Source organism: Paenarthrobacter sp. NCHU4564 (assembly GCF_052156435.1).
Classification (GTDB): Bacteria; Actinomycetota; Actinomycetes; order Actinomycetales; family Micrococcaceae; genus Arthrobacter.
The window spans coordinates 378,532-404,992 of the sequence record NZ_JBQLIS010000001.1 but is presented as its reverse complement, the minus strand read 5'-3'; the positions used below and the strand labels follow the sequence as shown (position 1 = coordinate 404,992).

Here is a 26,461-nt window from a genome sequence, read left to right as displayed (position 1 = left end):
GTTTTGGCTAGGCTAAGCCTATGGTGGAACAGCCCGGCGTCGGCATTTATCCGGAATATTGGGAGGCCGATGTCGTCCTGCGCGACGGCGGAACTGCCCACCTGAGGCCCATCCGCCCCCAGGATGCCGATGCCCTGCAAACCTTCCATGCCGGACAATCGCAAGCCTCCATCTACATGCGGTTCTTCTCTTTCAAGCCCAAGCTGTCCGGCAAGGAAGTCAGGCGCTTCACCGAAGTAGACCACGTTAACCGCGTGGCCTTTGTCATCACCATCGGCGGCGAAATCATGGGTGTTGGCCGCTATGACCGTCTGGATGACCCTGCCGAGGCCGAGGTTGCCTTCAACATCTCCGACGCCCACCAGGGCCGCGGCATCGGCTCGATCCTGCTCGAACACCTGGCCGTCGCCGCCCGCGAGAACGGGATCCGGCGTTTCACGGCAGAGGTCCTGCCCGAGAACCGCAAGATGCTCATGGTGTTCGCCGACGCCGGCTACGACCTCAAACGGCAGTTCGACGACGGTGTGGTGAGTGTCGAGTTCAACATCGATCCCACGGAAAAGTCCCGCGCGGTCATGGAATCCCGCGAGCACCGCGCTGAGGCGCGCAGCGTGCGCGACTTGCTGGCGCCGTCGTCGATCGCCGTCATCGGTGCCAGCCGCAAGTGGGGAACAGTCGGCTACCAACTGCTGGAGCACATCATCGAAGGCGGATTCAACGGGCCCGTGTACGCCGTGAACCCGGAAGCCTTCGAACTGGCCGGCATGATCTCCTTCGCCAAGTTGTCTGAGATCCCCGGACCCGTGCAGCTGGCCATCATCGCGGTGCCCTACGACGAAGTCGCCAAGGTGGTTGAGGACTGCGCCGCCGCGGGAGTCAAGGGAATCGTCGTGGCTACCGCCGGGTTCGCGGACGACGGCGAGCGGGGCCTGTCGCGCCAGCATGAACTGGTTCGCCAGGCGCGCGCCAACGGCATGAGGGTCATCGGTCCCGAATCGCTGGGCATCCTGAACACCCACCCGGATGTCTCCCTGAACGCTTCCATGGCACCGTCCATGCCGCCCCGCGGCGGTCTTGGCCTGTTCAGCCAGTCCGCCGCGGTAGGTGTGGCGGTCTACGCCGCCGCCAGCCGTCGCCGCCTCGGCTTATCGTCCTTCCTTTCCGCCGGAAACCGGGCCGATGTCTCCGGCAACGACGCCATGCAGTACTGGGAAGACGACGCCGACACCTCCGCCGTGGGGCTCTACCTCGAATCGATCGGGAACCCGCGCAAATTCTCCCGGCTGGCCCGCCGGCTGTCGCGCAGCAAACCGGTCATCGTGGCAAAATCCGACGTCACCGGCCTACGGCTGCCGCCAGGGCACGAAGTGCGGACCACGCAGGCCCCGGCGGCAGCCGTCGACGCCATGATGCGCCAGGCCGGCGTCATCCGCGTCGACACCATCGAGCAACTGATGGACATCGCCCAGATCGTATCGTCCCAGGCCCTGCCCACCGGCCCCGGCGTGGCGGTGTACTCGAACTCCGTCGCCCTCGGGAAAGTGGTCGCCGACAGCGCCGGCCCCCTGGGCCTGGACGTCACCAGGCTCGTGACCGGAGTCGACCTCGACGCCGGGATGTCCTTGGCTCTTCCCGCACTGCGCGCAAGCCTGCAGGAAAGCCTCGCGGACGAATCGGTCAATGCGGTGGTGGCAGCCCTGCTGCCTGCCAGGGGGTTGACGGTGGAGGCCCTTGCAGGCGTCCTGGCAGAATGCGCCGCCCAGGCCGGCAAACCGGTCGTCGCAGCGTTCACCGGGATCCTCGACCCCTCGGTCCAGGTGGAGGGGATGGTGGGGCAACCCGGCAGCCCGCTCCTGCCGTGCTTCTCCAACGCCGGAGCGGCGGTCAATGCCCTCGCGGCCATCGTCCGCTACGCCCAATGGCGTGACCGGGACCAGGGACTGGTGGTGGAACCCGAAGGATGCGACGTTGAGGGAACCCGCCAGGCGCTCGCCGCCATGCTTGCCGGCGTCACCGGCGAGAAACTGCGAAAGCTCGACGCCGGTGCTGCCGCCGCCCTGCTGGCCGGCTACGGCATTTCCGTGGTACCCAGCATTGGTTTCGCCACAGCCGACGAAGCCGTGGCTGCGGCCGACAAAGTGGGGTGGCCCGTGGTGCTCAAGGCCACGGACCCTGCCCTGCGGCACCGGCTGGATCTGGGAGGCGTGCGCCTGGACATCCAGGACGCCGGATCCCTGCGCCAAAACATCGCCCGGATGCGCCGTGCTTTGGAACCCTACGGATCGCCGTCCCTGGAAGTGCAGGCCATGGCACCCGTGGGCCAGGCCTGCACTTTCAGGGCCATGGAAGATCCGCTGTTGGGTCCGGTATTGTCCTTCGGCCTTGCCGGCGATGCCGTCAATCTCCTGGACGATTGGTCGCACCGGGTTCCTCCGCTGTTTGCGGCGGACCTCCACGACGTCATCCGCTCGCCCCGCGCTTCCCGCAAATTGTTCGGCTACCAAGGGCTGCCGGCCGTTGATGTCGCGGCCCTGGAAGATATTGCCGCCCGTCTCGCCAAGCTCAAGGACGACCACCCCGGCATCGCGCTCGTGGAGTTCAATCCCGTCCTGGCCGGCCCGGCCGGCGCAACCATCCTGGGCGCGGAGGTGTGGATCGGCAACGCCGCCCAGCGGACGGACAGCGCACGCCGGGCCATGCGCGGGTAGCCCGCCGAACGCCGCCGCGGGCATTCCTGCGGTTAGGAAAGTCGAACGCCGATCTGTGAAAATGGGGGAATGAGCACCCAGTCCCCGACGCCTCAGTCCCGCCCGTCTTCTTCAGGGCACCACGCAGCCCACAACCACAGCTCGCAGGGACAGAGCCTCGACCAGGCCCTTCAGCAGGCCGGTTTCTACCCCCGGCTGGTGGCGGATGTGGTCAATGACGCCCTGGATGGCCGGGACTGCCTGTCACACCTGGTGCATCTGGAAACCCACTTCGACCGCGCCGAGGTCCGCCGCCACATCACCGTCCTGGTCCTGACCGAGGACATGCTGGTGATCACGCACGTGGACGACCAGCAGCTGGACGAGGCCGGCGAGCAAATCGTGGCGCAGATCTCCACGGAGTCGGTGCCGGTGGCCCAGATCCGTTCCGTCGTGCTCAGCTACATGTACGCGCAGCCCCAGGACTACAAGCCATCGGATCCCGTGCGCGAACTGACGCTGTCCATTGCCTGGTCCGGCGGACAGCGTCTGGACATGGGGCCCGCAAGCTGCGGGGATCCCCAGTGCGAGGCGGATCACGGTTACACGGGAACCATCGCCCAGGAAGACATCGTCCTGCGGATCAGCGCCGAGGCCGACGGTCTCCAGGCCGTCCAGGACGCCAAGGTCTTCGCCCGCGCGCTCCGCGCCGTCAATACGGCAAGTCCCACGCCGGTTCCCCACGCCAGCATTCCGGCTCCCCGTCCCCGGTCGGGGGTCTTCAGCAACCGCCTGAGCCGCGGACACCAGCGTTGAGCGGGGCTGCGGGAGCAGACGCCCCGGACACAGCCCAGGACCTCCCGGCGCCTCCGCTGTTCGGCAGCAAGTCGATAGCCGAGGTTTTCACGAGTGCTGCGGCCAGCATGGGAATTTCCGGCTTCACCAACCATCTCAACCTTCCTCCCGCCCAGCGCGTCTGCGTGGTGTTGGCCGATGGCCTGGGCAGGAATCTGCTGAAGCAAAAAGCCCCCCACACGCCGTTCCTGCGCTCAGTGATGGCTGCCGGCCAGGGGAATGTCCCCTCGTGGATTGATTCAGCTTTTCCGAGTACCACGGCCGCTTCCCTGGCGAGCCTGGGCACCGGCCTGCCGGCCGGCCAGCACGGCATGGTGGGCTACGACGTCCTTGACCCGGCGCAGGACAAGGTTGTCAATCTCCTGGGCAACTGGGATTCCTCGGTTGATCCGGCGGCGTGGCAGCCGCACGCCACCGTCTTTGAACAGTTGGCCGAAGAAATCGACGTCGTCACGGTGAGCCTGCCCCAGTTCGGCAACTCGCCCATGACCCAGGCCGCGTTGCGGGGCAGCAGGTTCACGGGCGGCAACTCCCTGCATGCCCGGACCACTGCCGCAGCTGACGCCATGGCCGGCGGAGGCCGCTCGCTCATGTACTTTTACGCCAACGAGCTCGACAAGGCGGGGCACCGTTACGGTTGCCAGTCGGAGCGGTGGGAGCATCAGCTCGAGGAACTTGATGCCACCGTCAAGCGGCTTTCGGCCACGCTGCCGGCCGGAACCACTATCCTGCTGACCGGGGACCACGGCATGCTGGATGTTCCGGCATCGCAGCGGATCGATTACTCGGCCGACGAAAGCCTCGTGGCCGGCGTCCGGCATACAGCTGGAGAGCCCCGCATGGTCCACCTGTATCTGGAACCCGACGCCACCGAAGAACACCGGAACGCCTTGGTCTCGGCCTGGCGGCGCCGGTTCGGGGAACGGATCTGGGTCTTCACCCGCGAGCAGGCCGTCCGGGCGGGATTGTTCGGTGACGTCCACCCGCACGTAGGACCGCGCATCGGTGATGTCATGGTTGCGGCCAGGGACACTCTGGCACTGTTCGACACGCGGCGGGCCAGGCCCGCGTCCCTGGAGGTTGTCGGCCAGCACGGCTCGCTCACCAAGGCAGAGCGGGAAGTTCCCCTGCTGTGCTTGACGGCCGGCGGCAAAAAGGGCAAGCGTGGCTGAACTCGTCTTCTTCTCGGGGACCATGGACTGCGGCAAGTCCACCCTGGCGCTCCAAATGGACCATAACCACCGGGCCAGGGGCCGGGGCGGAGTCAGGTTCAGCTGCAACGACCGCGCCGGCGAATCGACGATCTCCAGCAGGCTTGGCCTCAAGACGGATGCTGTCGAAGTAGAGGCACATACCGACTTTTGGGACGAAGTGGTGGTCCGCCGTACCAGCGGTCTGCGGGTGGACTATCTCATTTGCGATGAAGCCCAGTTCTATTCGGCTGACCAAGTGGAACAACTGGCCCGGCTGGTGGACGAGATGGAGGTGGATGTCTTCGCCTTCGGCATCACCTCGGACTTCCGGACCCGGCTGTTTCCCGGATCGCAGCGCCTGATCGAGCTGGCGGACCGGGTACAGGTACTCCAGGTCGAAGCCCTGTGCTGGTGCGGCCGGCGGGCCACGCAGAATGCACGAACCCTTGACGGCATCATGGTCGTCGAAGGCGAGCAGGTCATGGTGGGGGATGTGTCTTCGGCAGCCCCTGAAACCGAGGGCGAGGCAGGGCGGGAAGCACAGCCGCCGCGGGTCGTCGGCTACGAAACCCTGTGCCGCCGGCATTACATGCGCAGGGTCACTGCCCACGGTGCCAACCTGATGGCGGGCGCCGACCAGACGCTGCCGTTCGATATCGACGCCTGCCTCTGGCCAGGCGCCGGAGACGCTCGGCGCTCTTAGTCTCCGCGGGCCCCGAACACGATCTCGTCCCAGCTGGGAATGCTTGAGCGCTTGGGCCTTGAGGGCTGCCGCTCCACCGGGGCGTCATGGTCCTTCACCGGAGAATCCATCCTGGCGTCGGACTCGTCTTGTCCGGCCGGGCCTGTTGTTGCGCCGTCACCCTCACCGCGTGGCGCCGGCGTCACCGACCCGCCCAGCAATTCATCCAGGCCGGGACGTTGGACCGGGCCAGCGGCCTTGTCCTCGTTCGGTGTTGTCACAGCATCTTCGGGCTTCCGCCCGGCAAGCGTCGTAACCGGCCGCAGGGGGCTGGCAACAACCGTTATCTCGCGGGTTTCGGTGCTGACGCCCTCGTGCAGCCTGAGGGCGTCGTCGCCGTCGTCATCCTGCTCGACGTGCCGCGGCGCCAAGGTGAGGCGGGACAGCATGGACGGCCGGGCGTCCTTGCGCGGTGCCTCCGGCTCAGGGGGAGCAGTGTTGGCCGCTTCCTCGCCGTCCGGGATGCCGGCTGCGTGCTGGGCGTCGTCGCCCGGGCGCGGGTGGGCTGCGGGGACGTTGCTGAGCAGCACCGCCAGGGCGTCGTCACCTTCTTCGTCCACGCCGAGGCGCTGGCCGCGGCGCGACCGCAGCATTTCCAACAGGTTGTCCGATTCCCTGGAAGTCCGCGCGGCCGTCTCAGCGTCCGTTTCGAAGTCGAAAGGCCTGTCCGATACCGCAGCCAGACGACGGGCCGGCACAGGACCGTCCAGGGGTTCAAGCTCACTGAGTTGCTGCGCCCATCGGTTGGCATTCTGCAGCGACTTCCGCTGGGGACTGAAAGTCCACATGGCCGGCGGTTCCTCGCCGATGCTGCCGTGAGCGGCAGCCGCCACCTCAAAACGCGCGACGACGGTCCAGGAACCGTCCGAACGGCGCCACGAATCCCACTCCACGGTGGACGGGTCAACGCCATGGGCGGAGAGCCGGTGGGCGACCATATCGCCAAGCGTCGCAGGGTTGTCGCCGAAAGCGGAGCGATAGGCGTCCTGGCCGGGAGCAGGTGCTGCCACTTCCACATTGCGTGCCTGTTGCGCGACGTATTCACGCTCGGCCAGGACCGGACCTTCGTAGCGCTGCACATTGGACAGGGGGATGCCGGAAAGTTCGGCTACCTCCGCTGCCGTGGCACCGCTGCGGATCCTTGCCTGGATATCCCGGGGGGACATGGCCACGGGGGTGATCCGGGCACGGGCGGCCACCTGGGCGGGCGTCCGGCTGGCAGCAGCACGCAGGGCTTCGTCGATCGGTAGCTGGAACATCGCACCGCCAGGCCCGCTCAAGAGCAGATGCCCGCCGTCGTCGTGGACGCCAACCAGCCGTAGATCCTGCATAACACCCTCCACCACATGGCACAACTGACATTCGAAACTCTGCCACCCGCGCTGCCCTTTTCCTACTAGGAGAAAGGGCGTGCCGTGATATTCCGCTGAAAATGCCGGGAAAGCACCTGGGAGCGGCCGCTGTTGCGGCTATGGACATCGCTGGTTCAAGAGAGGACAATCTGGCCGGTACCGGGCACAAATTTCCGGCGCCCGGCGTTACACCCATACACCGGCTTCTGCACGATCACGCAGAAGCCGGAGCCCCATCCGGAGCAAGCGCAGAGGACGAAGAAGGACCATGGCCACGGATTACGATGCCCCTCGAAAGACCGAGGAGGACGTCAGCGAGGACTCCATCGAGGAGCTCAAGACGCGCCAGTCGGGGAAGCAGTCTTCGGCGGTGGATGTGGATGAGACCGACCTGGCCGACGGTTTTGAGCTGCCCGGAGCGGACCTTTCCGGAGAAGAACTGTTGATCCAGGTCATGCCGCCCCAGGCTGACGAGTTCACCTGTTTCAACTGCTTCCTGGTAAAGCACCGCTCACAGATAGCCACGGAACGGGACGGCCACCTGTACTGCACGGAATGTGAGGGCTAGGCGCGGCCGGAAGCCAATGCGGCCACGAGTTCGTCGGGTTTGCGGGACGACGTCAGCCAATACGGTGTTTTGTCCGCCGGGTCCGTGATCTCGATCTTCACGACCGCGTCGATCCAGCCGCGGAAGCACATGTACGCCAACCCGTTGAGGCGGGGACCACGCTCCGCTGTCGCCTCGTCCTTCCTGAACGCCTCAACGGAACCCACGAACCTGCGGTCGATGGTGGCCCGCCCCACCCGCAGGGTATCCCGGGTGACCGTGATGGTCGGCGTTGAAAGCACCAGCAGGGTGGCCATGATAGCCAGGAGGACCAGCGCTGCAATGATTCCCGCTGCCGGACTGATCGGGGAGAACATCAGGATCCCGGCACCCGAAAGTCCCACCACCACGATCCAGACCCATGGGGTCGGCCACAGTTTTTCCGTGAACAGTACCTCATTGGCGGAGGGGTTGTTCCGGGCAGGCAGGGATGGGGACTGGTCTGGCGAAGGCATGGATCCAGCTTATCCGTACGCGGAGGCCCAAGCCTTCCGGCCACCCGGGAGGCGCCCCGTAGAATGGACAACTGTGACTAACGAGACCGCAGTATTCAGTCAGGACGCCGGCGCAGCCGGCGGCGCCGCCGCCTACGGGAGCCCCACCCTGGAGGTCCAACTGAAGATGCTTGACCCCGGGTTGGAAGCACCCTCGTATGCCCACCCCGGAGACGCCGGTGCGGACCTGCGTGCCAGGGAGGATGTTTACCTGGCCCCCGGCGAGAGGAAGCTCGTGCCCACCGGCGTTTCAGTAGCGCTGCCGGATGGATTCGTTGCCCTGATCCACCCCCGTTCCGGGCTGGCAACCAAGTTCGGCCTGACGGTGGTGAACGCCCCCGGCACCGTGGACGCGGGATACCGGGGCGAGATCGCAGTGACCCTGCTGAATACGGACCAAAAGCACCCCATCGAGCTCAAGCGCGGCGATAGAATTGCCCAAATGGTGATTCAGCGCGTGGAGTATGCGCGCTTCGTCGCTGTTGACCAACTGTCCGACTCCGTGCGCGGCTCGGGCGGTTTCGGCTCCACCGGAGGATTCAACCCGCCGGTCGCCTGACAATCCACGGACCACGGAACTGCAGGGTCGCCCCCGTCCGGTGCATTGCAGCACTACGCCGTGGTTGCGGTTTACTTGGGGATAGACCACTACTAAGGAGACAACCCAATGTTTTTTGGGCGCGGTAAAAAGTCCAAGGCCGGGCAAGCGGAATCGTCTGCTGCTTCCGGGCAGGACGTTGTTGAAGCCTCGGACGCAATCCCCTCCGGCGAGGACGGGTCTCCCGCCAAGGGCGACCTCCGGCTGGCCAAGGGTCCTTGGGACATCGACGAAATCGAAGACCGTGACGGCTACGTGGACCTCGGCGCCCTGCTGATTGCACCCGCGGAAGGCCTGCAGTTGAGGCTCGAAGTTGAAGAAGCCACCCAACGGGTTGTTGCCGTCACCTTGGACCTTGCCGGCTCCAGCCTGCAGCTCCAGGCGTTCGCGGCACCGCGCTCCGAAGGGCTCTGGGAGGAAATCAGGGAGCAGATCGGCCAGTCGGTGGCCAGCCAGGGCGGCGAAACCGAGGAAATCTCCGGTCCTTTCGGAACGGAACTGGTGGCCAAGCTCCCGGCTGAAGCATCCGACGGCAGCCGTGGTTTCCGGGCGGCGCGCTTCATGGGAGTCGACGGTCCCCGGTGGTTCCTCCGCGGCGTCCTTGGGGGACAAGCGGCCCTGGACCGGGAGGCAGCAGCCGGTCTGGAGGAGCTCTTCCGCAGGGTGGTGGTGGTACGGGGCGACAACCCCATGCCTCCGCGCGAACTCCTGCAGTTGCGGCTGCCCAAGGATGCAGCGGTTCCAGGGCAGGGCGGGGCGCAGCAGTCCGCCCCGCCGCAGGATGAGGTCCCCTTGAAACAGCCGGAGCGTGGCCCGGAGATTACCCAGATTGGCTGACAGTCCCTTGGGTCGCCGGCCCGGCGGCGGCGGTGCCCATAACACGCGGGTGTCCGATCTTCCCGCCCGTGGACGCGCGTCATGCACCGGTTTCATCGAGTCGGTGACCCACCAGCCACCCAGCGGCCAACCCTTCTTTTCGGCGATCGTCGTCGATGATCTGCAGCACAACGTCAGGCCGGCACCTGCCGGTACGGCGGCCAAAGGACACCCCGCCCGGTTGCGGGTCATCTGGCTGGGCCGGAACCGCGTTCCCGGCATTGAAGCGGGGGTCCAGTTGAGCCTCAACGGCATGGTCACACGCTTGGAGGGACTGCCGGCCATGTTCAATCCCCGTTACGAAATTCTTTCCCGTCAGGAGCATTCATGACAGTGTCCGGTGGACCCAACCCCAAGGACGCAGGTCAGCCTGCACCGGAAGACACAAACCAGGAGAACGCCAACCGGGGCGTTCCACGGGGGGACAACGGTCCGGCCCTGGCAGACCTTGCGGCCGGCTATGCCGAAAAAGCGGGCCTGCACCGCAACAGCGCCGGGCATGTGGACATGCTCAAGACCGCCGGCGGCGTCCAGGGCATTGCGGAAAGCATTCTTCCCGGCCTGGTATTCCTGGTGGCATTCACCATCGGCAGGGACCTCACAGTATCGCTTGTGGCTGCCCTCGCGGCAGCGGCCATTTTCACCGTGGTGCGACTCATACAGAAGCGGCCCCTGACCCAGGCGCTGGCCGGTGTGGTTGGAGTGGGCATCTCCGCGTGGCTGGCCAACACCACGGGCAAAGCCGAGGATTTCTACGTCCTGGGGTTCTTCACCAACATCGCCTACATCGCGGGCATGGTTCTGTCCATTGCCTTGAAGTGGCCGCTGGCCGGCCTCCTGTTCGGATTCGTGCGCAACGAGGGGCTGGAGTGGCGCAAAGACCCTGAGCGGCTGCGTGCCTACAAGCTGGGAACCTGGATCGTTGTCGGCGTCCTTGCCTTGCGCCTTCTGGTGCAGGTGCCGCTTTACTTCATGGGGGAAGCAGGATTGACGGCGCTTGCCACCACCCGCCTCCTGATGGGCGCGCCGCTCTATATCCTGGGCCTGTGGGTTGCCTGGCTTGTCACCAAGCCTGCACCTCAGCCGTCGAAACCGTCGTCGTCGACGCCCTGATCACTCAGGTCACCCGCGCTCTCGCGCGGTCCATGGCCCTCCATGGAAGCCGGTGAGAGCAGTGCACGCAGGCCGTCTTCGGCCGCAATGGTCGTGACGAAGAACAGTTCGTCGCCGCCGTCGAGCACGTCATCCCGGCTGGGAGTGATGGGTGCCTGATCGCGGAGGATGGCCACCAGCGTCGCGTCCTCGGGCCAGTCGATGTCGCCCACCACCTGACCAATCACGTGCGAATCATGGGGCACGGTGAATTCGACGATCGACGCTACACCGGTCTGGAGCGTCAACAGGCGCACGATATCGCCGATTTCGACGGCTTCCTCCACGAGTGCCGTCATCAACTGCGGGGTGTTCACCGCGACGTCGACGCCCCATGAGTCGTTGAACATCCAGTCGTTCTTGGGGTTGTTGACCCGGCCCACCGTGCGGCCCACACCGAATTCCGTCTTGGCCAGGAGCGAGACCACCAGGTTGACTTTGTCGTCACCCGTGGCGGAAACCACGACGTCGGCATCCTCCAGGTTGGCGTCCTGCAGGGTGCTGAGTTCGCAGGCATCGCCCACCAGCCACCTGGCGCCACGGAGGCCGCTGCGGCCAATGACTTCCGGTTTCAAGTCAATGAGCAGGATCTGGTGGTTATGGGCCAGGAGTTCCCTGGCAATGGACGAGCCAACGCTGCCCGCGCCAACAATGACGACTTTCACTACATCTCCTTGGCGGGTGCTTTGGCGAGGATACGGCTGATTTCGGCCGTCCGGTCCAGGCTCAGCATGGCGTGGACCGTGTCGCCTTCCTGGTACGCGGTTCCGGGGTGGGGGAGGACCCCTTCACCGAAGCGCGTCAGGAACGCTATCCTGATGCCGGCAGCTGCCTCAACGGAGCTGAGGAGGTGGCCGATCCATCCTTCGTGGAGTTCCACTTCGGCCAGGACCAACCGGCCGGAGGGTTCCCGGTAGTCGCCGGCCAGATGCTGCTCGGGAAGGATGCGGCGCAGCACTTGATCCGCGCTCCACCGAACGGCGGCAACCGTGGGGATCCCCAGCCGCTGGTAGATCTCCGCCCGTCCGGGGTCGTAGATGCGGGCAACGACGTGGGCCACATGGAAGGTCTCGCGGGCCACTCGGGTGGCCAGGATGTTGGAGTTGTCACCGCTGGACACCGCGGCGAAAGCGTAGGCTTCCTCGACGCCCGCCTGCTTCAGGGTCTCCCGGTCGAAGCCGATGCCCGTGACTTTGCGTCCCGTGAAGGTGTGGCGCAACCGGCGGAAGGCCCGTTCATCCTGGTCGATAATGGCCACGGAGTGGCCGGCGTCTTCCAGGGTGTGTGCAAGGGTTGCGCCAACACGGCCGCAACCCATGATCACGAAGTGGGCCACCGTGTCTCCTTATGTATGTTGTCGATCCCGCTGCGTAAGACTTTACCTGTGGCCGGTGGTGAGCGCGCGGACTGCCGTCATGACATCCCCGGGGATTCAGAGTAGCTTTGCGGAGTGCTGACAATTCTGAATGCCGCCAAGCGGGTTTTGGTGGGCCGGCCGTTCCGGAACGACCGGCTGTCCCATACCCTCCTGCCCAAGCGCATCGCACTGCCGATCTTCGCCTCCGACGCGTTGTCGTCCGTCGCCTATGCTCCGGATGAAATCCTCCTGACGCTCGCGCTGGCCGGGGTCAGCGCCGTGGCCTTCTCTCCGTGGGTCGGTATTGCCGTCATGGTGGTCTTGCTCACAGTGGTGGCCTCTTACCGCCAGAACGTCCACGCGTACCCTTCGGGCGGCGGGGACTATGAGATCGCCAGTGTCAACCTCGGAAAGTACGCCGGCCTGACGGTTGCTTCGGCCCTCCTGGTGGACTACGTGCTGACGGTCGCCGTGTCCATGTCTTCCGCAGCCACCTACCTCACCACCGCTGTGCCTTCCCTCCACGGGCAGCAGGCACTCATTGCCACAATCGGCGTGGTCATCCTGGCACTTGTGAACCTGCGCGGGGTCAAGGAAGCAGGCACGCTCTTCGCTGTCCCCACCTACATTTTCATGGCCTCCATCCTGGGCATGACCGCGGTGGGCATCTACCAGGCGGCCACCGGGCAACTGGGTGAGGCGGCGTCGGCGAACTTCACCATCGTGCCGGAGGAAGGCTTTGACGAAGGGCTGGTGGGCCTGGCCGGAGCGTTCCTCCTGCTCCGCGCGTTCTCGTCGGGCGCCGCCGCGTTGACGGGTGTCGAAGCCATCAGCAACGGCGTGCCGAACTTCCGCAAGCCCAAGAGCAAGAACGCTGCCACCACCTTGCTCCTGCTGGGTGTCATTGCCGCGTCCATGCTGGCCGGCATCCTCTACCTTGCCAATGCCACCAAAGTCCACATTGTGCTTGATCCCGCCACCGAATTCCTGGTGGACGGAAAGCCGCTGCCGGAGGACTACATCCAGAACCCGGCCATCAGCCAGATTGCGGACACCATCTTCGGCGCCGGTTCCATCCCGTTCTACATAGTGGTGGCGGCGACGGGCACCATCCTCGTCTTCGCGTCCAACACCGCTTTCAACGGCTTCCCGGTCCTGGGGTCCATCCTGGCGCAGGACGGGTACCTTCCCCGCCAGTTGCGGACCAGGGGTGACCGGCTGGCCTTCAGCAACGGTGTGCTGGCACTGGCAGCTGGAGCCCTGGTCCTCATCCTGTCCTTCGACGCGGATGTCACCAAGCTGATCCAGCTCTACATCGTCGGCGTCTTCATCTCCTTTACGGCAAGCCAACTCGGAATGATCCGGCACTGGGGAAGGGAACTGAAACTCGCCCGGGAAAAGGCTGCACGCCGCCGGATCATCAAGTCCCGCACCATCAACATGGTGGGCTTCGGCATGACCGCGCTGGTGCTGGTGATCGTGCTCATCACCAAGTTCGAACAGGGCGCCTGGATCGCCCTCCTGGCCATGTTGGTGCTCTTCCTGATCATGTGGAGCATCCGCGCGCACTACGACAACGTGGCCAAGGAGCTCGCCGTGGATGAGGACTCCTCGCCCCGGGCCCTTCCCACCCGCGTCCACGCAGTCCTCCTGGTCTCACACGTCCGCAAACCCGTGCTCCGGGCACTGGCCTATGCGCGGGCCTCCCGTCCATCACGCCTGGATGCCATCACCGTGGACATCAACCCGGAGGAGACGGAGCACACGGTCCGGGACTGGGAGAAGCTGGAAATTCCTGTACCGTTGACGGTTCTGGCCAGCCCTTACCGTGAGACGGTGACGCCCATCATGGAATACATCAAGAACATGCGGCGCGACTCACCCCGCGACCTGATCGTGGTGTACATCCCCGAATACGTCGTGGGCAAGTGGTGGGAGCAGTTGGTCCACAACCAGACAGCACTCCGCATTAAAACGAGGCTCCACTTTGAGCCAGGCGTGATGGTTGCCAGCGTTCCGTGGCAGCTCAAATCGTCCGAAGAAGCAAAGGCACTGCAGGATACACAATGACTTCCAACAGCATTTCCGCCACCGGGCCCGTGGCTCCTGACGCTACGGGCAGTGAACTCGTGGTGGACGTCGGGCCCGTCGCCCACGGCGGCCACTTCGTGGCGCGCCACGAAGGCCGCGTCATCTTCGTCCGGCACGGCATCCCGGGGGAGAAGGTCCGCGTCCGTCTGACGGACGCCGGTGAGTCGTCGCGCTTCTGGCGTGCCGACGTCGTCGAGGTCCTGGAAGCCTCGCCCGACCGCGTACCGCACTTTTGGAAGCCCGCCGATTCACCCGCATCATGGCGCCGGGGCACACCTCCGGTGGGCGGCGCGGAACTCGGACACATCACGCTGGACCGGCAGCGGGCCCTGAAGGCCGAAGTCCTTGCCGAACAGCTGAAACGCCTGGCCGGCCTCGACCTCGCCACCGTCGTGGAACCGGTGGGATCCGACGACGACGGCGGGCTCGGTTGGCGTACGCGCGCGGGCTTTGCGGTGGCGCCGGGCGGGCGGCTCGGGATGCATGCCCACCGCTCCGATGTGGTGGTTCCCATCAAGGAGATGCCGCTTGCCCTTGCAGGTATCAATCACTTGGCCCTCTGGGACGTCAATCTCAGCGGAATTGCCCGCGTGGAAGTAGCAGTCCCCGCCAATGGTTCGCGGCCGTTGATCCTGCTTGCACCGGAAGAAGGGACCACGCCCAAGAGGCTGCACAGTATCCTCTCGCACCTTCCCCACGATGTGTCAGTGGCGAGCTTCGATCCCGGCACAGGCCAGGTGCTGCAGCTGCGGGGGCGGACCTGGGTGCAGGAGACCGCCGCAGGGCATGACTACAGGGTCACCGGTGAAGGGTTCTGGCAGATCCACAAGGATGCACCGGACACCCTGGTCGGGGCGGTGACCGGGTATCTGGCCGGCGGTGGCTACCTGCATCCGAGCTCCTCGGTGGCCGACCTCTACGCCGGTGCCGGGCTGTTCACCGCTCCGCTGGCGGATGCCGTGGGAGTCACCGGCTCGGTGTTGTCGGTGGAGGGTGCTCCCGGCACCAGCCGCGACGCGCGGAAAAACCTCCACGGGCAAGCCCACGTCGAGATCGTCCAGGGGCGGGTGGAGCGCGTGTTGCACCAGCGCCCGCGTGCCTTCGATTCCCTGGTGCTGGATCCGCCGCGAGCCGGTGCGGGCAAGGCCGTGGTGAAGCAGCTGATGGCTTCCGGTCCCCGCGCGATCGCGTATGTGTCGTGCGACCCGGCATCTTTTGCACGTGATCTGGGCTACTTCCACAACGGGGGCTGGCGCCTGGAGTCCCTGCGGGCCTTTGATCTCTACCCGCATACCCACCACCTGGAAACCGTAGGTCTCCTGGTTCCCGGACGTTAGGGGAGAGTGCCCGTCCTGCCCTGCACGCCACGGACTGCGGGGCAGGAGGCCGAAAAGTGACCGATGCCACTACGATGGGCGTAGTAGTCCCGCTCCGCGATCATGTTGCTGTGTGCCGGGATGACCAACAAAGAGTGCCGCCCGGCTAAGTAAGGTGCGCCTAACTGGCTAGCGGCCAACCACGCGACAAAGATGAAACTGTTGCGAGAGGAGTCCTGCCATGAGCACTGTGGACAGCTTCGGTTCCAAAGGCGTACTGAATGTAGCCGGCACCGATTATGAAATTTTCCGGTTGAACTCCGTTGAAGGCGCAGACAGCCTTCCGTTCAGCCTCAAGGTATTGCTTGAAAACCTCCTGCGGACCGAAGATGGTGCCAATATTACGGCTGACCACGTCCGCGCCCTGGCCGGTTGGGACCCCAATGCGGAGCCCGATACCGAAATCCAGTTCACCCCGGCACGCGTCATCATGCAGGACTTCACCGGTGTGCCCTGCGTCGTGGACCTTGCCACCATGCGCGAGGCCGTCAAGGAACTCGGCGGCGACCCCAAGCGCGTCAATCCGCTGGCACCTGCCGAAATGGTCATCGACCACTCCGTCCAGATCGACGCCTTCGGCAACGCCGGCGCCCTGGAACGCAACATGGAGATCGAATACCAGCGCAACGGTGAGCGTTACCAGTTCCTGCGCTGGGGCCAGACCGCATTCGACGACTTCAAGGTAGTTCCCCCGGGAACCGGCATCGTCCACCAGGTCAACATCGAATACCTGGCCCGCACCGTCATGACCCGCGAGGTTGACGGTGTGCTGCGCGCCTACCCGGACACCTGTGTTGGTACCGACTCCCACACCACCATGGTCAACGGCCTGGGCGTGCTCGGCTGGGGCGTCGGCGGCATCGAAGCCGAGGCCGCCATGCTCGGCCAGCCGGTCTCCATGCTGATTCCGCGCGTCGTGGGCTTCAAGCTCAGCGGCAGCATCCCTGCCGGTGCCACCGCAACGGACGTCGTGCTGACCATCACTGAAATGCTGCGCAAGCACGGTGTCGTGGGCAAGTTCGTGGAATTCTACGGCGAGGGCGTAGCGGCTGTGCCGCTGGCCAACCGCGCCACCATCGGCAACATGAGCCCCGAGTTCGGCTCCACGGCCGCCATGTTCCCGATCGACGACGTCACCCTTGACTACCTGCGCCTGACCGGCCGTTCCGAAGAGAACCTTGCCCTGGTCGAGGCCTACTCCAAGGAGCAGGGCCTCTGGCACGATCCTTCCCGTGAACTGCGCTTCTCCGAGTTCCTGGAACTGGACCTCTCCACCGTGGTGCCGTCCATTTCCGGTCCGAAGCGTCCCCAGGACCGCATCGAGCTCACCGACGCCAAGGAGCAGTTCCGCAAGGACATCCACAACTACGTCGCCATCGAAGACGGCAGCGTGGACGAGGCCCTCGACGAGTCCTTCCCGGCCTCCGACGCCCCGTCCTTCACGCACGCGGATTCGCACATCACGGAAACCGCCCGTGTTGCGTCGGCAGCCAACGGTTCGCACGGACGTCCGTCCGCGCCGGTCCACGTCAAGACCGCCGATGGCCGCGAGTTCGAACTCGATCACGGCGCGGTGTCCATTGCGTCGATCACCTCGTGCACCAACACGTCCAACCCCTCGGTGATGCTGGCCGCAGCCCTGCTGGCACGCAACGCCGTCAACAAGGGCCTGACGTCCAAGCCGTGGGTCAAGACCTCCGTTGCCCCGGGCTCCAAGGTCGTCACCGACTACTACGAAAAGTCCGGCCTGACCCCGTACCTGGAGAAGCTCGGCTTCTACATCGTCGGCTATGGCTGTGCAACGTGTATCGGCAACTCCGGTCCGCTGGAGCAGGAGATCTCCGAGGCCATCCAGGCCAACGACCTCTCCGTCACCGCCGTGCTTTCGGGCAACCGCAACTTTGAAGGCCGCATCAACCCGGACGTCAAGATGAACTACCTGGCATCCCCGCCGTTGGTCATCGCCTACGCCCTGGCCGGTTCCATGGACTTCGACTTCGACACCGATGCCCTGGGCACCGACTCCGAGGGCAACGAGGTCTTCCTCAAGGACATCTGGCCCAACCCCACCGAGGTCCAGGAAGTCATCGACTCCTCGATTGACGAAGGAATGTTCGCCAAGGGCTACGAAGGCGTCTTTGACGGCGACGAGCGCTGGCAGGCACTGGACACCCCGGCCGGCGACACCTTCGCTTGGGACCAGGACTCCACCTACGTCCGGAAGCCGCCATACTTCGAGGGCATGAAGGCCCAGCCGGATCCCGTCAAGGACATCCAGGGCGCACGCGTGCTCCTCAAGCTGGGCGATTCCGTGACCACGGACCACATCTCACCGGCAGGCTCCTTCAAGTCGGACACCCCGGCCGGCCAGTACCTGCTGGCCAACGGCGTGGAGCGCAAGGACTTCAACTCCTACGGCTCGCGCCGCGGCAACCACGAAGTCATGATCCGCGGTACGTTCGCCAACATCCGTATCAAGAACCAGCTCCTGGACGGCGTTGAGGGTGGCTTCACCCGCGACTTCACCCAGGAAGGCGGACCCCAGGCCTACGTTTACGACGCAGCCCAGAACTACCAGGCTGCCGGAACCCCGTTGGTCGTCCTGGCGGGCAAGGAATACGGCTCCGGTTCTTCGCGTGACTGGGCTGCCAAGGGCACCGCACTCCTGGGCGTCAAGGCCGTCATCGCCGAAAGCTACGAGCGCATCCACCGCTCCAACCTGATCGGCATGGGCGTCCTTCCGCTGCAGTTCCCGGCGGGCGAATCGGCAGCTACCCTCGGCCTGACCGGCACGGAGACCTTCTCCGTGGAGGGCGTCACCGAGCTGAACAACGGCACCACGCCCAAGACCCTGAAGGTCACGGCAACTGCCGAGGACGGAACGGCCAAGTCCTTCGACGCCGTTCTGCGCATCGATACCCCGGGTGAAGCGGACTACTACCGCAACGGTGGCATCCTGCAGTACGTCCTGCGTCAGATCTCCGCCTAAGGGGACCTGGCTCCCTGGATGAGCTGAAGGTGGCCTGAGACCACCCCTGCAGCCCCGGCTGGTCACACGACCGGCCGGGGCTGCACGCTTTCACGGCCACGTCGCCCCGGAAACGCGCGCCCGGCCAACGCGCTAAAGTTAACAAGCACGTCCACCACCGTAAGGAGCGCCGTTGGGACTCTTGGAAACCATCAAGGATCCACAGGACCTGGCCACACTGACTGACGAACAGTTGGAAACACTGGCCGGGGAAATCAGGAACTTCCTGATCACCAACGTGGCCGCCACGGGTGGACACCTTGGGCCCAACCTCGGCGTCGTGGAACTTACCCTTGCCGTGCACAGGATCTTTGACTCGCCCCGCGACAGTGTCGTCTTCGATACCGGGCACCAGTCCTACGTCCACAAGCTCCTGACAGGGCGCCAGGACTTCGCGACGCTGCGCCAGCAGGGCGGCCTCTCCGGTTACCCTGACCGTGGCGAGTCCGTCCACGACATCGTGGAGAGTTCCCACGCATCGTCGTCACTGTCGTGGGCTGACGGGATCTCCCGGGCCAGGCAGCTCACCGGCGAAGGCGACCGCTTCGTCGTCGCGGTTGTCGGCGACGGCGCCCTCACCGGCGGCATGACCTGGGAAGCGATCAACAACATCGCAGCGGACAAGAAGCGCCGTGTGGTGATCGTGGTCAACGACAACGGCCGTTCCTACGCCCCTACCGTGGGAGGCCTTGCAGACTATCTTGCGTCCCTGCGTCCCACCATTGATTCCCTCCGGACCGCACCAGCGTATGAGGGCATGCTCGACTGGTGGAAGAAGAAGCTCCAGAACGGCGGTCCCGCGGGCCAATTCACCTACAAGAGCCTTCACGCCATGAAGAAGGGCATCAAGGACTGGTGGGCGCCCCAAGGCATGTTCGAAGACCTGGGCATGAAGTACATCGGCCCCGTGGACGGGCATAACCTGCAGGCCATGGAACACGCCCTGAGTACCGCCAAGGCCTACGGCGGCCCCGTGATCGTGCATGCCATGACGGAGAAGGGTCACGGTTACGCACCCGCGCTGGCCAACGAAGCCGACCAGTTCCATGCCGTGGGAATCATCGATCCGGAAACCGGCGAGCCCACGGAAATGCCCGGAGCCCGCTCCTGGACGTCTGTCTTTGCCGAGGAAATCGCCGACATCGCCGATGAACGGACCGACATCGTGGGGATCACCGGCGCCATGTTGATTCCTGTCGGCCTCCACAAATTCGCCGAACGCCACCCCGAACGGGTTATTGACGTCGGCATCGCCGAGCAGCATGCGCTCACCTCGGCAGCGGGCATGGCCTACGGCGGCCTGCATCCGGTGGTCGCGGTCTATGCGACATTCCTTAACCGCGCCTTCGACCAGCTCCTCATGGACGTTGCCCTGCACAAGGCGGGCGTCACCATTGTTCTCGACCGGGCCGGTGTTACGGGTCCGGACGGTCCCAGCCACCATGGCATGTGGGACATGGCCATGGTCCAGATCGTTCCCGGCCTGCACCTGGCTGCGCCCCGTGACGCCACGCGCCTGCGGGAGGAACTGCGGGAGGCTGTCGCCATCAACGATGCCCCCACCGTGGTCCGGTTCTCCAAGGGCAGTGTCGGTACCGAGATTGAAGCCCTCGAACGCCTCCACGACGGCGTGGATGTCCTGGCGCGCCGTCCGGAAGGTTCCACCGAGAATGATGTCCTGATCGTCAGCGTGGGCGCCATGTCCGAGCTGGCGCTGGACGTCGCGGACAGGCTCGGCGCCCAGGGGATCAGTTCCACCGTGGTGGATCCGCGCTGGGTCCTGCCCGTCAGGAAATCCATTGTTGCGCTGGCCGCACGGCATCGCCTGGTGATCTGCATCGAGGATGGCGTCCGGGCCGGCGGCGTCGGGTCCCGGATCCGCCAGGAAATGCGGGCTGCAGGTGTGGACACCGCCCTCAACGAAGTCGGTTTGCCGGTTGAGTTCCTCGTCCATGGCTCCCGGAGCCAGGTTCTGGAGCGCGTAGGGCTGACAGCCCAGAAGATTGCACACGACGTCGTAGCCCAGGTTTTGGGAACGAAGGTGCCCTTTGCCAGGCCCCTCCCCGGGCAGGAGCATCCCACCACCGGCAGTCTGCCTACGTTGTGACGGCCGACCGCGCACCGGGCGTTCTGCAGCCCGGCGACCTTGTGGTGGCCCGGAACCGGAAGTGGGATGGCAGGGCGCACTGGGTAGTCCCCGGGCGCTACCTTGGTGAGGATATCCACGGTTGGTGGATCTTCCAGGGCGCAGGAGAGTTCTGTTCCCGTCCGGGTGCCGCTTTTTATACGGCGTCGGACTGCGTCCTGCTGGTACCCCGGCAGGGGGAGTTCGTGGCCACGTTCTACGATGACTCCTACCCGGGCGACTACCGGATCTACGTAGACCTCGCCACGGCACATGGCTGGAACAGCGTCCGTCCAGGAGTCACGGAGTTCCACATGATCGACATGGACCTGGACGTCATCCGTTCCACAACCCACGGCGTATTTGTTGACGACGAAGACGAATTTGAAGAGCACTCCCGCACCATGGCGTATCCGGACGATATGGTGCGCAGCATGCGGGCAGAGTGTGCCGGCCTCCTGGACGCTGTCCAGGCCAAGGCAGCGCCCTTTGACGTTTCCGGGACCAGCACCAGCGCCGAATGGCTGAGGAAAGGACGGACATGAGCGGGATCATCCGTATGTACAAACGGGATGGGGAGGGGGTCCTCCACTTCCGGGAAGCCTGGTTCGACGACGCAGACCAGCATTTCGTCATCAATTACGGTGTGGTGGGGCACCAAAGCACCACTGACGCCGCTGCCGTGGAGGAAGGCACCTCTGCCGCGGGCCTCCTTGCTGCCTTCGAAGCCCAGTGCGAGGAAGACGGCTACACGGTCATTCCAGACTCCGAACAGTTCAGGGTGGTCGCCCAGTTCGCGCTGAAGAGCAAGGACGGCACGGAACGGGACCGGCACTTGGAACAGAAGGCCAAGGAGGTCATCACAGCGGAGCTTGCGTGGCGCGGACTGGGTGTCGTGGAGGGTTCCGGCATGGGGAATTCACGCTTGAATATCTTCTGTCTGTGCCCGGACGTGAACAAGGCCGTCAACGCGATCAAGGTCTGTGCGCGCGCTGAGGACCTGGACTTTACCAAGCTCACGATCGCTGCTGCCCCGGCGTCCGATCCGGACGCCTTCAAGGTCAAACACTCGCCCCGGCAGGGTGGGGGCTTTACTCTCTAAGTACCACCTTACGCAGCCAGGAGGGAACTGCCATGTCTTCCAAGAGCAATTGGCCCGGGCACACACCGCTTCCCAAGGGACTCGCCGCGCCGGCCAGACGCGCCCTCGCACACGAAGGAATAGAGACTCTGGAGCAGTTGGCCGAGTTCGGTGAGCTCAAGGCATCCAGGCTTCACGGACTGGGGCCGGTGGCCATAGCGCAGCTGGAGGACGCCATGGAAGAGTCCGGGATTTCCTACCTGCCCCGGTGAGGCCGCAGTTCGTTGCCCTGGGTGACTATCGACCGTTGAGTGCGCTGTAGGCTGGCTGCATGACTGAATATCGACGCCTTGGCCACTCAGGCCTCACGGTCTCAGCTGTCGGGCTGGGCTGCAACAACCTTGGCCGGGCCAACACGCCGACCGAAACCCAGGAGGCAACCGATGCCGTGGTCCATGCCGCGATCGATGCCGGTGTGACCTTCTTCGATGTCGCCGATGTCTATGGCCGTGAGCCTGGGCTGAGCGAGATCATGCTGGGCAAGGCGCTTCATGGCAGGCGCGATGACGTGGTGATCGGTACGAAGTTCGGTATGGATATGCATGGTGCCAACGGCAAGGATTTTGGGGCGCGCGGCTCCCGCCGTTACATCATCCAATCCGTGGAAGCGTCGCTGCGCCGCCTGGACACCGAATGGATTGATCTCTACCAGTTCCACACCCCGGACCCCCTGACGCCGATCGATGAGACCCTGGCGGCCCTCGACGACCTGGTGCGCAGCGGAAAAGTCCGGTACATCGGACACTCGAATTTTGCAGGATGGCAGATCGCGGAAGCGGAGTACGTGGCCAGGCAGTTGGGTGGTGCGCGGTTCGTCTCGACCCAGAACCACTACAACCTGCTGGACCGCCGGGCCGAACTCGAAGTGATTCCGGCTGCCGGGGCGTTCTCCCTGGGCGTGCTGCCGTACTTCCCCCTGGCCAATGGCCTCCTCACGGGCAAGTATTCCGCGGGCCATGCTCCGGAAGGCACCCGATTGAGCCATACACGCACCCATCTGGTGGATGATGCCGACTGGGCGCAGTTGGGCAAGTTCGGACAGTTCGCCAAGGAACGCGGCATCACGGAACTGCAGTTGGCGTTCTCCTGGCTTGCCGCCCAGCCGGGCGTCAGCAGTGTCATTGCCGGGGCAACGAGTCCCGGGCAGATCCGGGAGAACGCAGAAGCTGTGTGCTGGGTTCCCACCCAGGCCGACCGCGATGAACTGGACGGGATCTTCCCGAAGGCGGCCAAGGTCGCCCTGTTCTAGTTTCCTTCTCCACCAGGCACCAGGCACCAGGCACGACGGCCCGTGCGCGGACTTCCTCCGCGCACGGGCCTCTCGCTTACTGTGGTGCCGAAGCAACACCCGGGGCCAGGAAGCGCTTGCCGTTGACGCGCTCGGAGGCGCCTGCCCGGTCCAGGTACGGCGTGATGCCGCCCAGGAACATGGGCCAGCCGGCGCCCATGATCATGCACAGGTCGATGTCTTCAGGGCCGGCTACAACACCCTCGCTGAGCATCAGCCCAATTTCCTCGGCCAAAGCGTCCTGCGTGCGTCGCAGGACTTCCTCCGCGGTGGACGGGGTGTCGCCAAAGGACATGATGGACAAGGTCTCCGCAGGGATGGTCTGCTGCCCGTCAGGACCGGGAGCCCAGAGTGACTGCACACCGTTGTCGATCAATTTTTGCAGGTTGCTGGACACCGGGAACCGGTCGCCGAAGGCTTGGTGCAGGGATTCCTGGACATGCTGGGCCACCGGCAGGCCGACCATCGCACTCAAGGTGAAGGGCGACATCGGCAGGCCCATGGGACGCAGGGCATTGTCCGCCACCTCAGCGGGGGTCCCTTCGTCGAAGGCCGCAATGACTTCACCCATGAGTCGCAGCAGGATCCTGTTGACCACGAACGCGGCAGCATCCTTGACCAGGACCGCGGTTTTCTTGAGGCTCCTGGCGAGCTCAAAGGCCGTGGCCAGCACGGCATCGTCGGTTCCGGGGGCACGGACGATTTCCAGCAGGGGCATGACTGCCACAGGGTTGAAGAAGTGGAAGCCCACGAGTCGTTCCGGATGGCGCAGGTCTTCGGCCATGGCAGTCACGGAGAGGGACGAGGTATTGGTGGCGAGGATGCATTCGGCAGAGACGATGGCTTCCAGTTCCGCGAAGACCTGCTTTTTGACGTTGAGTTCTTCGAAGACCGCCTCAATGACAAAGTCGGCATCCGAGAAGGGCTCCTTGCTGACCGAGCCGGTCACCAGGGCCTTGGTCCTGTTGGCGGCGTCGGGAGTGATGCGCTTTTTGGCCAGCAGCTTATCCACCTCGGCGTGAACGTAGCCAACACCCTTGTCCACCCTGGTTTGGTCGATGTCCGTCATGACCACAGGCACCTTGAGTTGGCGGGCAAACAAGAGTGCGAGTTGGCTGGCCATCAGTCCCGCGCCAACGACGCCCACCTTGGTGACGGGCCTGGCCAACGTGCGGTCAGGCGCGCCGGCCGGGCGCTTTGAACGTTTTTGGACAAGGTCCAGGAACGCATAGACCGTCGACCGGAACTCGTCCGTCTGCATCAGCACTGCCAGTGTTTCGCATTCGAGGGCTGCGGCTTCGGCCTGACCCATGGTGCGGTTGGCTTCCATGACGTCCAGGACCTTTCCGGGCGCTGGTGCGGCGTTGGCGGTTTTGCTTTCCACGAAGGCACGGCCCGCGGAAACGGCTGAGGCCCATTCGACCGCCACGGTGTCGTCCAACGGGTCAACGGCGTTCCTGCGTTCAGGGCGGGTCTTGCCCGTGATGACGTCCGCCGCCCAGGCCAGCGACTGTTCCAGGAAGTCGGCCGGTTCAAACAGGGCGTCTGCCATGCCGAGTTCAAACGCCTGGGGACCGGTGAGGGTGCGGCTGTTGCTGAGGGGGTTCTCGATCATCACCTTCACGGCGTTCGCGGGACCGATCAGGCGGGGAAGGATATAGACGCCGCCCCAGCCCGGAATGAGCCCCAGGAACGCCTCAGGCAGGGCCAGGGCACCGGCACCTGTGGAGACTGTCCGGTAGGTGGACTGCAATGCGATCTCCAGGCCCCCTCCCAGCGCGAGTCCGTTGATGAACGCGAAACTCGGGACACCGAGGTTGGCCAGCGTGGCGTAGACGGAATGGCCCAGCTGGGCCATCCACAGTCCATGCGTGCGTTCCTTCAGCGTCTTGACTGCGGACAGGTCGGCGCCTGCCACGAGGAAGTACGGCTTGCCGGTGACACCGACACCGACGATCTCTCCGCGTGCCGCCCTTTCCTTCAGTCCGTCAAGGACAGTACCCAGTTCCACCAGGGTGTTGGGTCCCAGCGTGGTGGGTTTGGTGTGGTCAAGCCCGTTGTCGAGGGTTATCAAGGCGAAGGTTCCGGCGCCGCCCGGGAGCTCGACGTCCTGCACGAGCGAGTGGGTCACCACTTCGTCCGGAAAGAGGGAGGCCAGGTGGTGGAAGTCGTTGGCGCTCATGCTGCGGCTCCTTCAGTGGTTTGGTCGGCGGAGGCATCTGCAGCCCCATAGTCCGGGTGGTGGGGGTTTTCCCAGACCACGGTGGCGCCCATGCCCAGCCCGATACACATGGTGGTGATGCCGTACCTGGCGGTTGGGTCTTCTTGGAACTGGCGGGCCAGTTGCGTCATCAGCCTCACGCCGGAGGAGGCAAGAGGATGTCCGACGGCGATCGCCCCGCCATAGCGGTTGACGCGGGGATCGTCGTCCCGAATGCCGAAGTGGTCCAGGAAGCCAAGTACCTGGACGGCGAAGGCCTCGTTGATTTCAAAGAGATCGATGTCGTCGATGGTCAGTCCGGCCTGCTTGAGGGCCTTTTCGGTGGCGGGCACCGGGCCGATGCCCATGACCTCAGGTTCCACGCCGGCAAAAGCGTAGGACACCAGGCGCATCCGGACCGGCAGGCCCAACTCGGCCGCTGCATCGGCCGATGCCAGGACGGCAGCGGTGGCGCCGTCGTTCAGGCCTGCGGCGTTTCCGGCGGTGACCCGGCCGTGGGCCCTGAAGGGCGTGCGGAGGCCGGCCAGATCTTCAACGGTGGTGCCGGGGCGGGGAGGCTCGTCGACGCTGTGCACTGTCCATCCCTGGCCAGGCTTGCGTGCGGCCACGGGCACCAGGTCCTGTTGGATTTGTCCACGCGAATAGGCTGCCGCGAGCTTGGCCTGCGACGAAGCTGCGTAGGCGTCGGCGCGGTCCTTGGTGATGGCGGGGAAGCGGTCATGGAGGTTTTCGGCCGTGTTCCCCATATTCAGGGCGGCCGGATCCACCAGCCGTTCGGACATGAAGCGGGGGTTGGGGTCGGCGCCGTCGCCCATGGGATGGTTGCCCATGTGTTCCACGCCCCCGGCGATAACCACATCGTAGGCGCCGAAGCCGATGCCGCTCGCCGTCGTCGTTACTGCTGTCATGGCACCGGCGCACATGCGGTCGATCGCGAAGCCGGGCACCGAGCGGGGGAGCCCGGCCAGAAGTGCGGCGGTACGCCCGATGGTGAGGCCCTGGTCGCCGGTCTGGGTGGTGGCGGCTATGGCGACGTCGTCGATGCGGTCGGCGGGGAGCGACGGGTTGCGACGCATCAGTTCCCGGATGCACTTGACCACGAGGTCGTCGGCCCGGGTTCCGGCGTAGATGCCTTTTTCACCGGCTTTGCCGAAGGGGGTACGGACGCCATCGACGAACACGACGTCGCGGATGGTCCGCTGGGCGCTGCGTGAGGGACTCATGTGCTACTCCTCGTTGAGACATGGTGCCGGTGTCCCAGGGGAACACCGGCTGGCA

At 65.0% G+C, this 26,461-nt stretch carries 23 protein-coding genes; 17 read left to right on the top strand and 6 right to left on the bottom strand.

Features of this window, described 5'->3' with window-relative positions; translation table 11 throughout:
• Positions 1 to 20: 20 nt before the first annotated feature.
• From ACSVIE_RS01875 to ACSVIE_RS01860, 4 genes are all read left to right on the top strand, one after another.
• The gene (locus ACSVIE_RS01875; RefSeq protein ID WP_442422839.1) at positions 21 to 2,708 is read left to right on the top strand and encodes a bifunctional acetate--CoA ligase family protein/GNAT family N-acetyltransferase; all 2,688 of its coding nucleotides are present in this window, start codon (positions 21 to 23) and stop codon (positions 2,706 to 2,708) included.
• Positions 2,709 to 2,777: 69 nt separating this feature from the next.
• The gene (locus ACSVIE_RS01870) at positions 2,778 to 3,503 is read left to right on the top strand and encodes a DUF5998 family protein (RefSeq protein WP_426007091.1); all 726 of its coding nucleotides are present in this window, start codon (positions 2,778 to 2,780) and stop codon (positions 3,501 to 3,503) included.
• On the top strand, positions 3,500 to 4,714 hold the full coding sequence (locus ACSVIE_RS01865) for an alkaline phosphatase family protein (protein ID WP_426007092.1): 1,215 nt from the start codon (positions 3,500 to 3,502) through the stop codon (positions 4,712 to 4,714). The genes ACSVIE_RS01870 and ACSVIE_RS01865 overlap by 4 nt, the downstream gene beginning before the upstream one ends.
• Complete coding sequence (locus tag ACSVIE_RS01860; protein ID WP_442422838.1) at positions 4,707 to 5,438, top strand: thymidine kinase; 732 nt, start codon at positions 4,707 to 4,709, stop codon at positions 5,436 to 5,438. The genes ACSVIE_RS01865 and ACSVIE_RS01860 overlap by 8 nt, the downstream gene beginning before the upstream one ends.
• Here ACSVIE_RS01860 and sepH read toward each other — a convergent pair.
• Positions 5,435 to 6,808 carry a septation protein SepH gene (gene sepH, locus ACSVIE_RS01855; RefSeq protein ID WP_442422837.1) on the bottom strand — a complete coding sequence of 458 codons (1,374 nt, stop codon included), beginning with the start codon at positions 6,806 to 6,808 and terminating at the stop codon, positions 5,435 to 5,437. The genes ACSVIE_RS01860 and sepH overlap by 4 nt on opposite strands.
• Before the next feature lie 289 nt (positions 6,809 to 7,097).
• Here sepH and ACSVIE_RS01850 point away from each other — a divergent pair, with 289 nt between their 5' ends.
• Entirely contained in the window at positions 7,098 to 7,397 is a 300-nt protein-coding gene (locus ACSVIE_RS01850) for a DUF4193 domain-containing protein (protein WP_426007097.1), read from the top strand.
• Here the strand turns inward: ACSVIE_RS01850 and ACSVIE_RS01845 are convergent.
• Complete coding sequence (locus ACSVIE_RS01845; protein WP_426007098.1) at positions 7,394 to 7,891, bottom strand: DUF3093 domain-containing protein; 498 nt, start codon at positions 7,889 to 7,891, stop codon at positions 7,394 to 7,396. The genes ACSVIE_RS01850 and ACSVIE_RS01845 overlap by 4 nt on opposite strands.
• 73 nt (positions 7,892 to 7,964) lie before the next feature.
• Here ACSVIE_RS01845 and dut point away from each other — a divergent pair, with 73 nt between their 5' ends.
• The 4 genes from dut to ACSVIE_RS01825 all read left to right on the top strand — a co-directional run bounded on the left by dut (position 7,965) and on the right by ACSVIE_RS01825 (position 10,517).
• A complete protein-coding gene (gene dut / locus ACSVIE_RS01840) occupies positions 7,965 to 8,489 on the top strand; it encodes a dUTP diphosphatase (protein ID WP_426007099.1) in 525 nt (174 codons plus the stop codon).
• A 108-nt stretch (positions 8,490 to 8,597) separates the two neighbouring features.
• Positions 8,598 to 9,365, top strand: a complete 768-nt coding sequence (locus tag ACSVIE_RS01835; RefSeq protein WP_426007100.1) for a DUF3710 domain-containing protein — start codon at positions 8,598 to 8,600, stop codon at positions 9,363 to 9,365.
• Positions 9,358 to 9,735, top strand: coding sequence for a hypothetical protein (locus ACSVIE_RS01830; protein ID WP_426007101.1), 378 nt, complete (start codon positions 9,358 to 9,360; stop codon positions 9,733 to 9,735). Before ACSVIE_RS01835 ends, ACSVIE_RS01830 begins: the two co-directional genes overlap by 8 nt.
• A complete protein-coding gene (locus ACSVIE_RS01825; protein ID WP_426007102.1) occupies positions 9,732 to 10,517 on the top strand; it encodes a DUF3159 domain-containing protein in 786 nt (261 codons plus the stop codon). Before ACSVIE_RS01830 ends, ACSVIE_RS01825 begins: the two co-directional genes overlap by 4 nt.
• On the opposite strand, the gene ACSVIE_RS01820 is transcribed toward ACSVIE_RS01825, so the two are convergent.
• Positions 10,484 to 11,221: a potassium channel family protein gene (locus ACSVIE_RS01820; protein WP_426007104.1), complete on the bottom strand. Its 738-nt coding sequence runs from the start codon at positions 11,219 to 11,221 to the stop codon at positions 10,484 to 10,486. The two genes, ACSVIE_RS01825 and ACSVIE_RS01820, sit on opposite strands and share 34 nt — an antisense overlap.
• Entirely contained in the window at positions 11,221 to 11,892 is a 672-nt protein-coding gene (locus ACSVIE_RS01815; protein WP_442422836.1) for a potassium channel family protein, read from the bottom strand. The genes ACSVIE_RS01820 and ACSVIE_RS01815 overlap by 1 nt, the downstream gene beginning before the upstream one ends.
• 114 nt (positions 11,893 to 12,006) lie before the next feature.
• Between ACSVIE_RS01815 and ACSVIE_RS01810 the strand changes: the two genes are divergently transcribed.
• The 8 genes from ACSVIE_RS01810 (at position 12,007) to ACSVIE_RS01775 (ending at position 22,923) form a co-directional block, all read left to right on the top strand.
• Complete coding sequence (locus ACSVIE_RS01810) at positions 12,007 to 13,983, top strand: APC family permease (protein WP_426007106.1); 1,977 nt, start codon at positions 12,007 to 12,009, stop codon at positions 13,981 to 13,983.
• Positions 13,980 to 15,341 (top strand): class I SAM-dependent RNA methyltransferase, encoded by a 1,362-nt coding sequence (locus ACSVIE_RS01805; RefSeq protein WP_442422835.1) that lies wholly within the window; start codon positions 13,980 to 13,982, stop codon positions 15,339 to 15,341. Before ACSVIE_RS01810 ends, ACSVIE_RS01805 begins: the two co-directional genes overlap by 4 nt.
• Positions 15,342 to 15,561: 220 nt before the next feature.
• Positions 15,562 to 18,369, top strand: a complete 2,808-nt coding sequence (locus ACSVIE_RS01800) for an aconitate hydratase (RefSeq protein WP_426007108.1) — start codon at positions 15,562 to 15,564, stop codon at positions 18,367 to 18,369.
• Between the two features lie 172 nt (positions 18,370 to 18,541).
• The gene (gene dxs, locus ACSVIE_RS01795) at positions 18,542 to 20,515 is read left to right on the top strand and encodes a 1-deoxy-D-xylulose-5-phosphate synthase (RefSeq protein ID WP_426007109.1); all 1,974 of its coding nucleotides are present in this window, start codon (positions 18,542 to 18,544) and stop codon (positions 20,513 to 20,515) included.
• A complete protein-coding gene (locus ACSVIE_RS01790; protein ID WP_442422834.1) occupies positions 20,512 to 21,078 on the top strand; it encodes a DUF402 domain-containing protein in 567 nt (188 codons plus the stop codon). The genes dxs and ACSVIE_RS01790 overlap by 4 nt, the downstream gene beginning before the upstream one ends.
• Positions 21,075 to 21,635, top strand: a complete 561-nt coding sequence (locus ACSVIE_RS01785; RefSeq protein ID WP_442422833.1) for a hypothetical protein — start codon at positions 21,075 to 21,077, stop codon at positions 21,633 to 21,635. Before ACSVIE_RS01790 ends, ACSVIE_RS01785 begins: the two co-directional genes overlap by 4 nt.
• Positions 21,636 to 21,667: 32 nt before the next feature.
• Entirely contained in the window at positions 21,668 to 21,886 is a 219-nt protein-coding gene (locus tag ACSVIE_RS01780) for a hypothetical protein (RefSeq protein WP_426007112.1), read from the top strand.
• A gap of 59 nt (positions 21,887 to 21,945) precedes the next feature.
• The gene (locus tag ACSVIE_RS01775; RefSeq protein WP_426007114.1) at positions 21,946 to 22,923 is read left to right on the top strand and encodes an aldo/keto reductase; all 978 of its coding nucleotides are present in this window, start codon (positions 21,946 to 21,948) and stop codon (positions 22,921 to 22,923) included.
• Between the two features lie 76 nt (positions 22,924 to 22,999).
• On the opposite strand, the gene ACSVIE_RS01770 is transcribed toward ACSVIE_RS01775, so the two are convergent.
• Positions 23,000 to 25,144, bottom strand: coding sequence for a 3-hydroxyacyl-CoA dehydrogenase NAD-binding domain-containing protein (locus ACSVIE_RS01770; RefSeq protein WP_442422832.1), 2,145 nt, complete (start codon positions 25,142 to 25,144; stop codon positions 23,000 to 23,002).
• Positions 25,141 to 26,406: a thiolase family protein gene (locus tag ACSVIE_RS01765; RefSeq protein ID WP_426007118.1), complete on the bottom strand. Its 1,266-nt coding sequence runs from the start codon at positions 26,404 to 26,406 to the stop codon at positions 25,141 to 25,143. The genes ACSVIE_RS01770 and ACSVIE_RS01765 overlap by 4 nt, the downstream gene beginning before the upstream one ends.
• Positions 26,407 to 26,461: the final 55 nt, after the last annotated feature.

Bases quoted from the DNA above. Each gene is read 5' to 3' on its own strand.
- ACSVIE_RS01780 (WP_426007112.1), top strand. From the start codon at position 21,668: ATGTCTTCCAAGAGCAATTGGCCCGGGCACACACCGCTTCCCAAGGGA.
- ACSVIE_RS01770 (WP_442422832.1), bottom strand. From the start codon at position 25,144: ATGAGCGCCAACGACTTCCACCACCTGGCCTCCCTCTTTCCGGACGAA.
- sepH (WP_442422837.1), bottom strand. From the start codon at position 6,808: ATGCAGGATCTACGGCTGGTTGGCGTCCACGACGACGGCGGGCATCTG.
- ACSVIE_RS01800 (WP_426007108.1), top strand. From the start codon at position 15,562: ATGAGCACTGTGGACAGCTTCGGTTCCAAAGGCGTACTGAATGTAGCC.
- ACSVIE_RS01835 (WP_426007100.1), top strand. From the start codon at position 8,598: ATGTTTTTTGGGCGCGGTAAAAAGTCCAAGGCCGGGCAAGCGGAATCG.
- ACSVIE_RS01875 (WP_442422839.1), top strand. From the start codon at position 21: ATGGTGGAACAGCCCGGCGTCGGCATTTATCCGGAATATTGGGAGGCC.
- ACSVIE_RS01845 (WP_426007098.1), bottom strand. From the start codon at position 7,891: ATGCCTTCGCCAGACCAGTCCCCATCCCTGCCTGCCCGGAACAACCCC.
- ACSVIE_RS01825 (WP_426007102.1), top strand. From the start codon at position 9,732: ATGACAGTGTCCGGTGGACCCAACCCCAAGGACGCAGGTCAGCCTGCA.
- ACSVIE_RS01765 (WP_426007118.1), bottom strand. From the start codon at position 26,406: ATGAGTCCCTCACGCAGCGCCCAGCGGACCATCCGCGACGTCGTGTTC.
- ACSVIE_RS01850 (WP_426007097.1), top strand. From the start codon at position 7,098: ATGGCCACGGATTACGATGCCCCTCGAAAGACCGAGGAGGACGTCAGC.
- ACSVIE_RS01785 (WP_442422833.1), top strand. From the start codon at position 21,075: ATGAGCGGGATCATCCGTATGTACAAACGGGATGGGGAGGGGGTCCTC.
- ACSVIE_RS01805 (WP_442422835.1), top strand. From the start codon at position 13,980: ATGACTTCCAACAGCATTTCCGCCACCGGGCCCGTGGCTCCTGACGCT.
- ACSVIE_RS01870 (WP_426007091.1), top strand. From the start codon at position 2,778: ATGAGCACCCAGTCCCCGACGCCTCAGTCCCGCCCGTCTTCTTCAGGG.
- ACSVIE_RS01775 (WP_426007114.1), top strand. From the start codon at position 21,946: ATGACTGAATATCGACGCCTTGGCCACTCAGGCCTCACGGTCTCAGCT.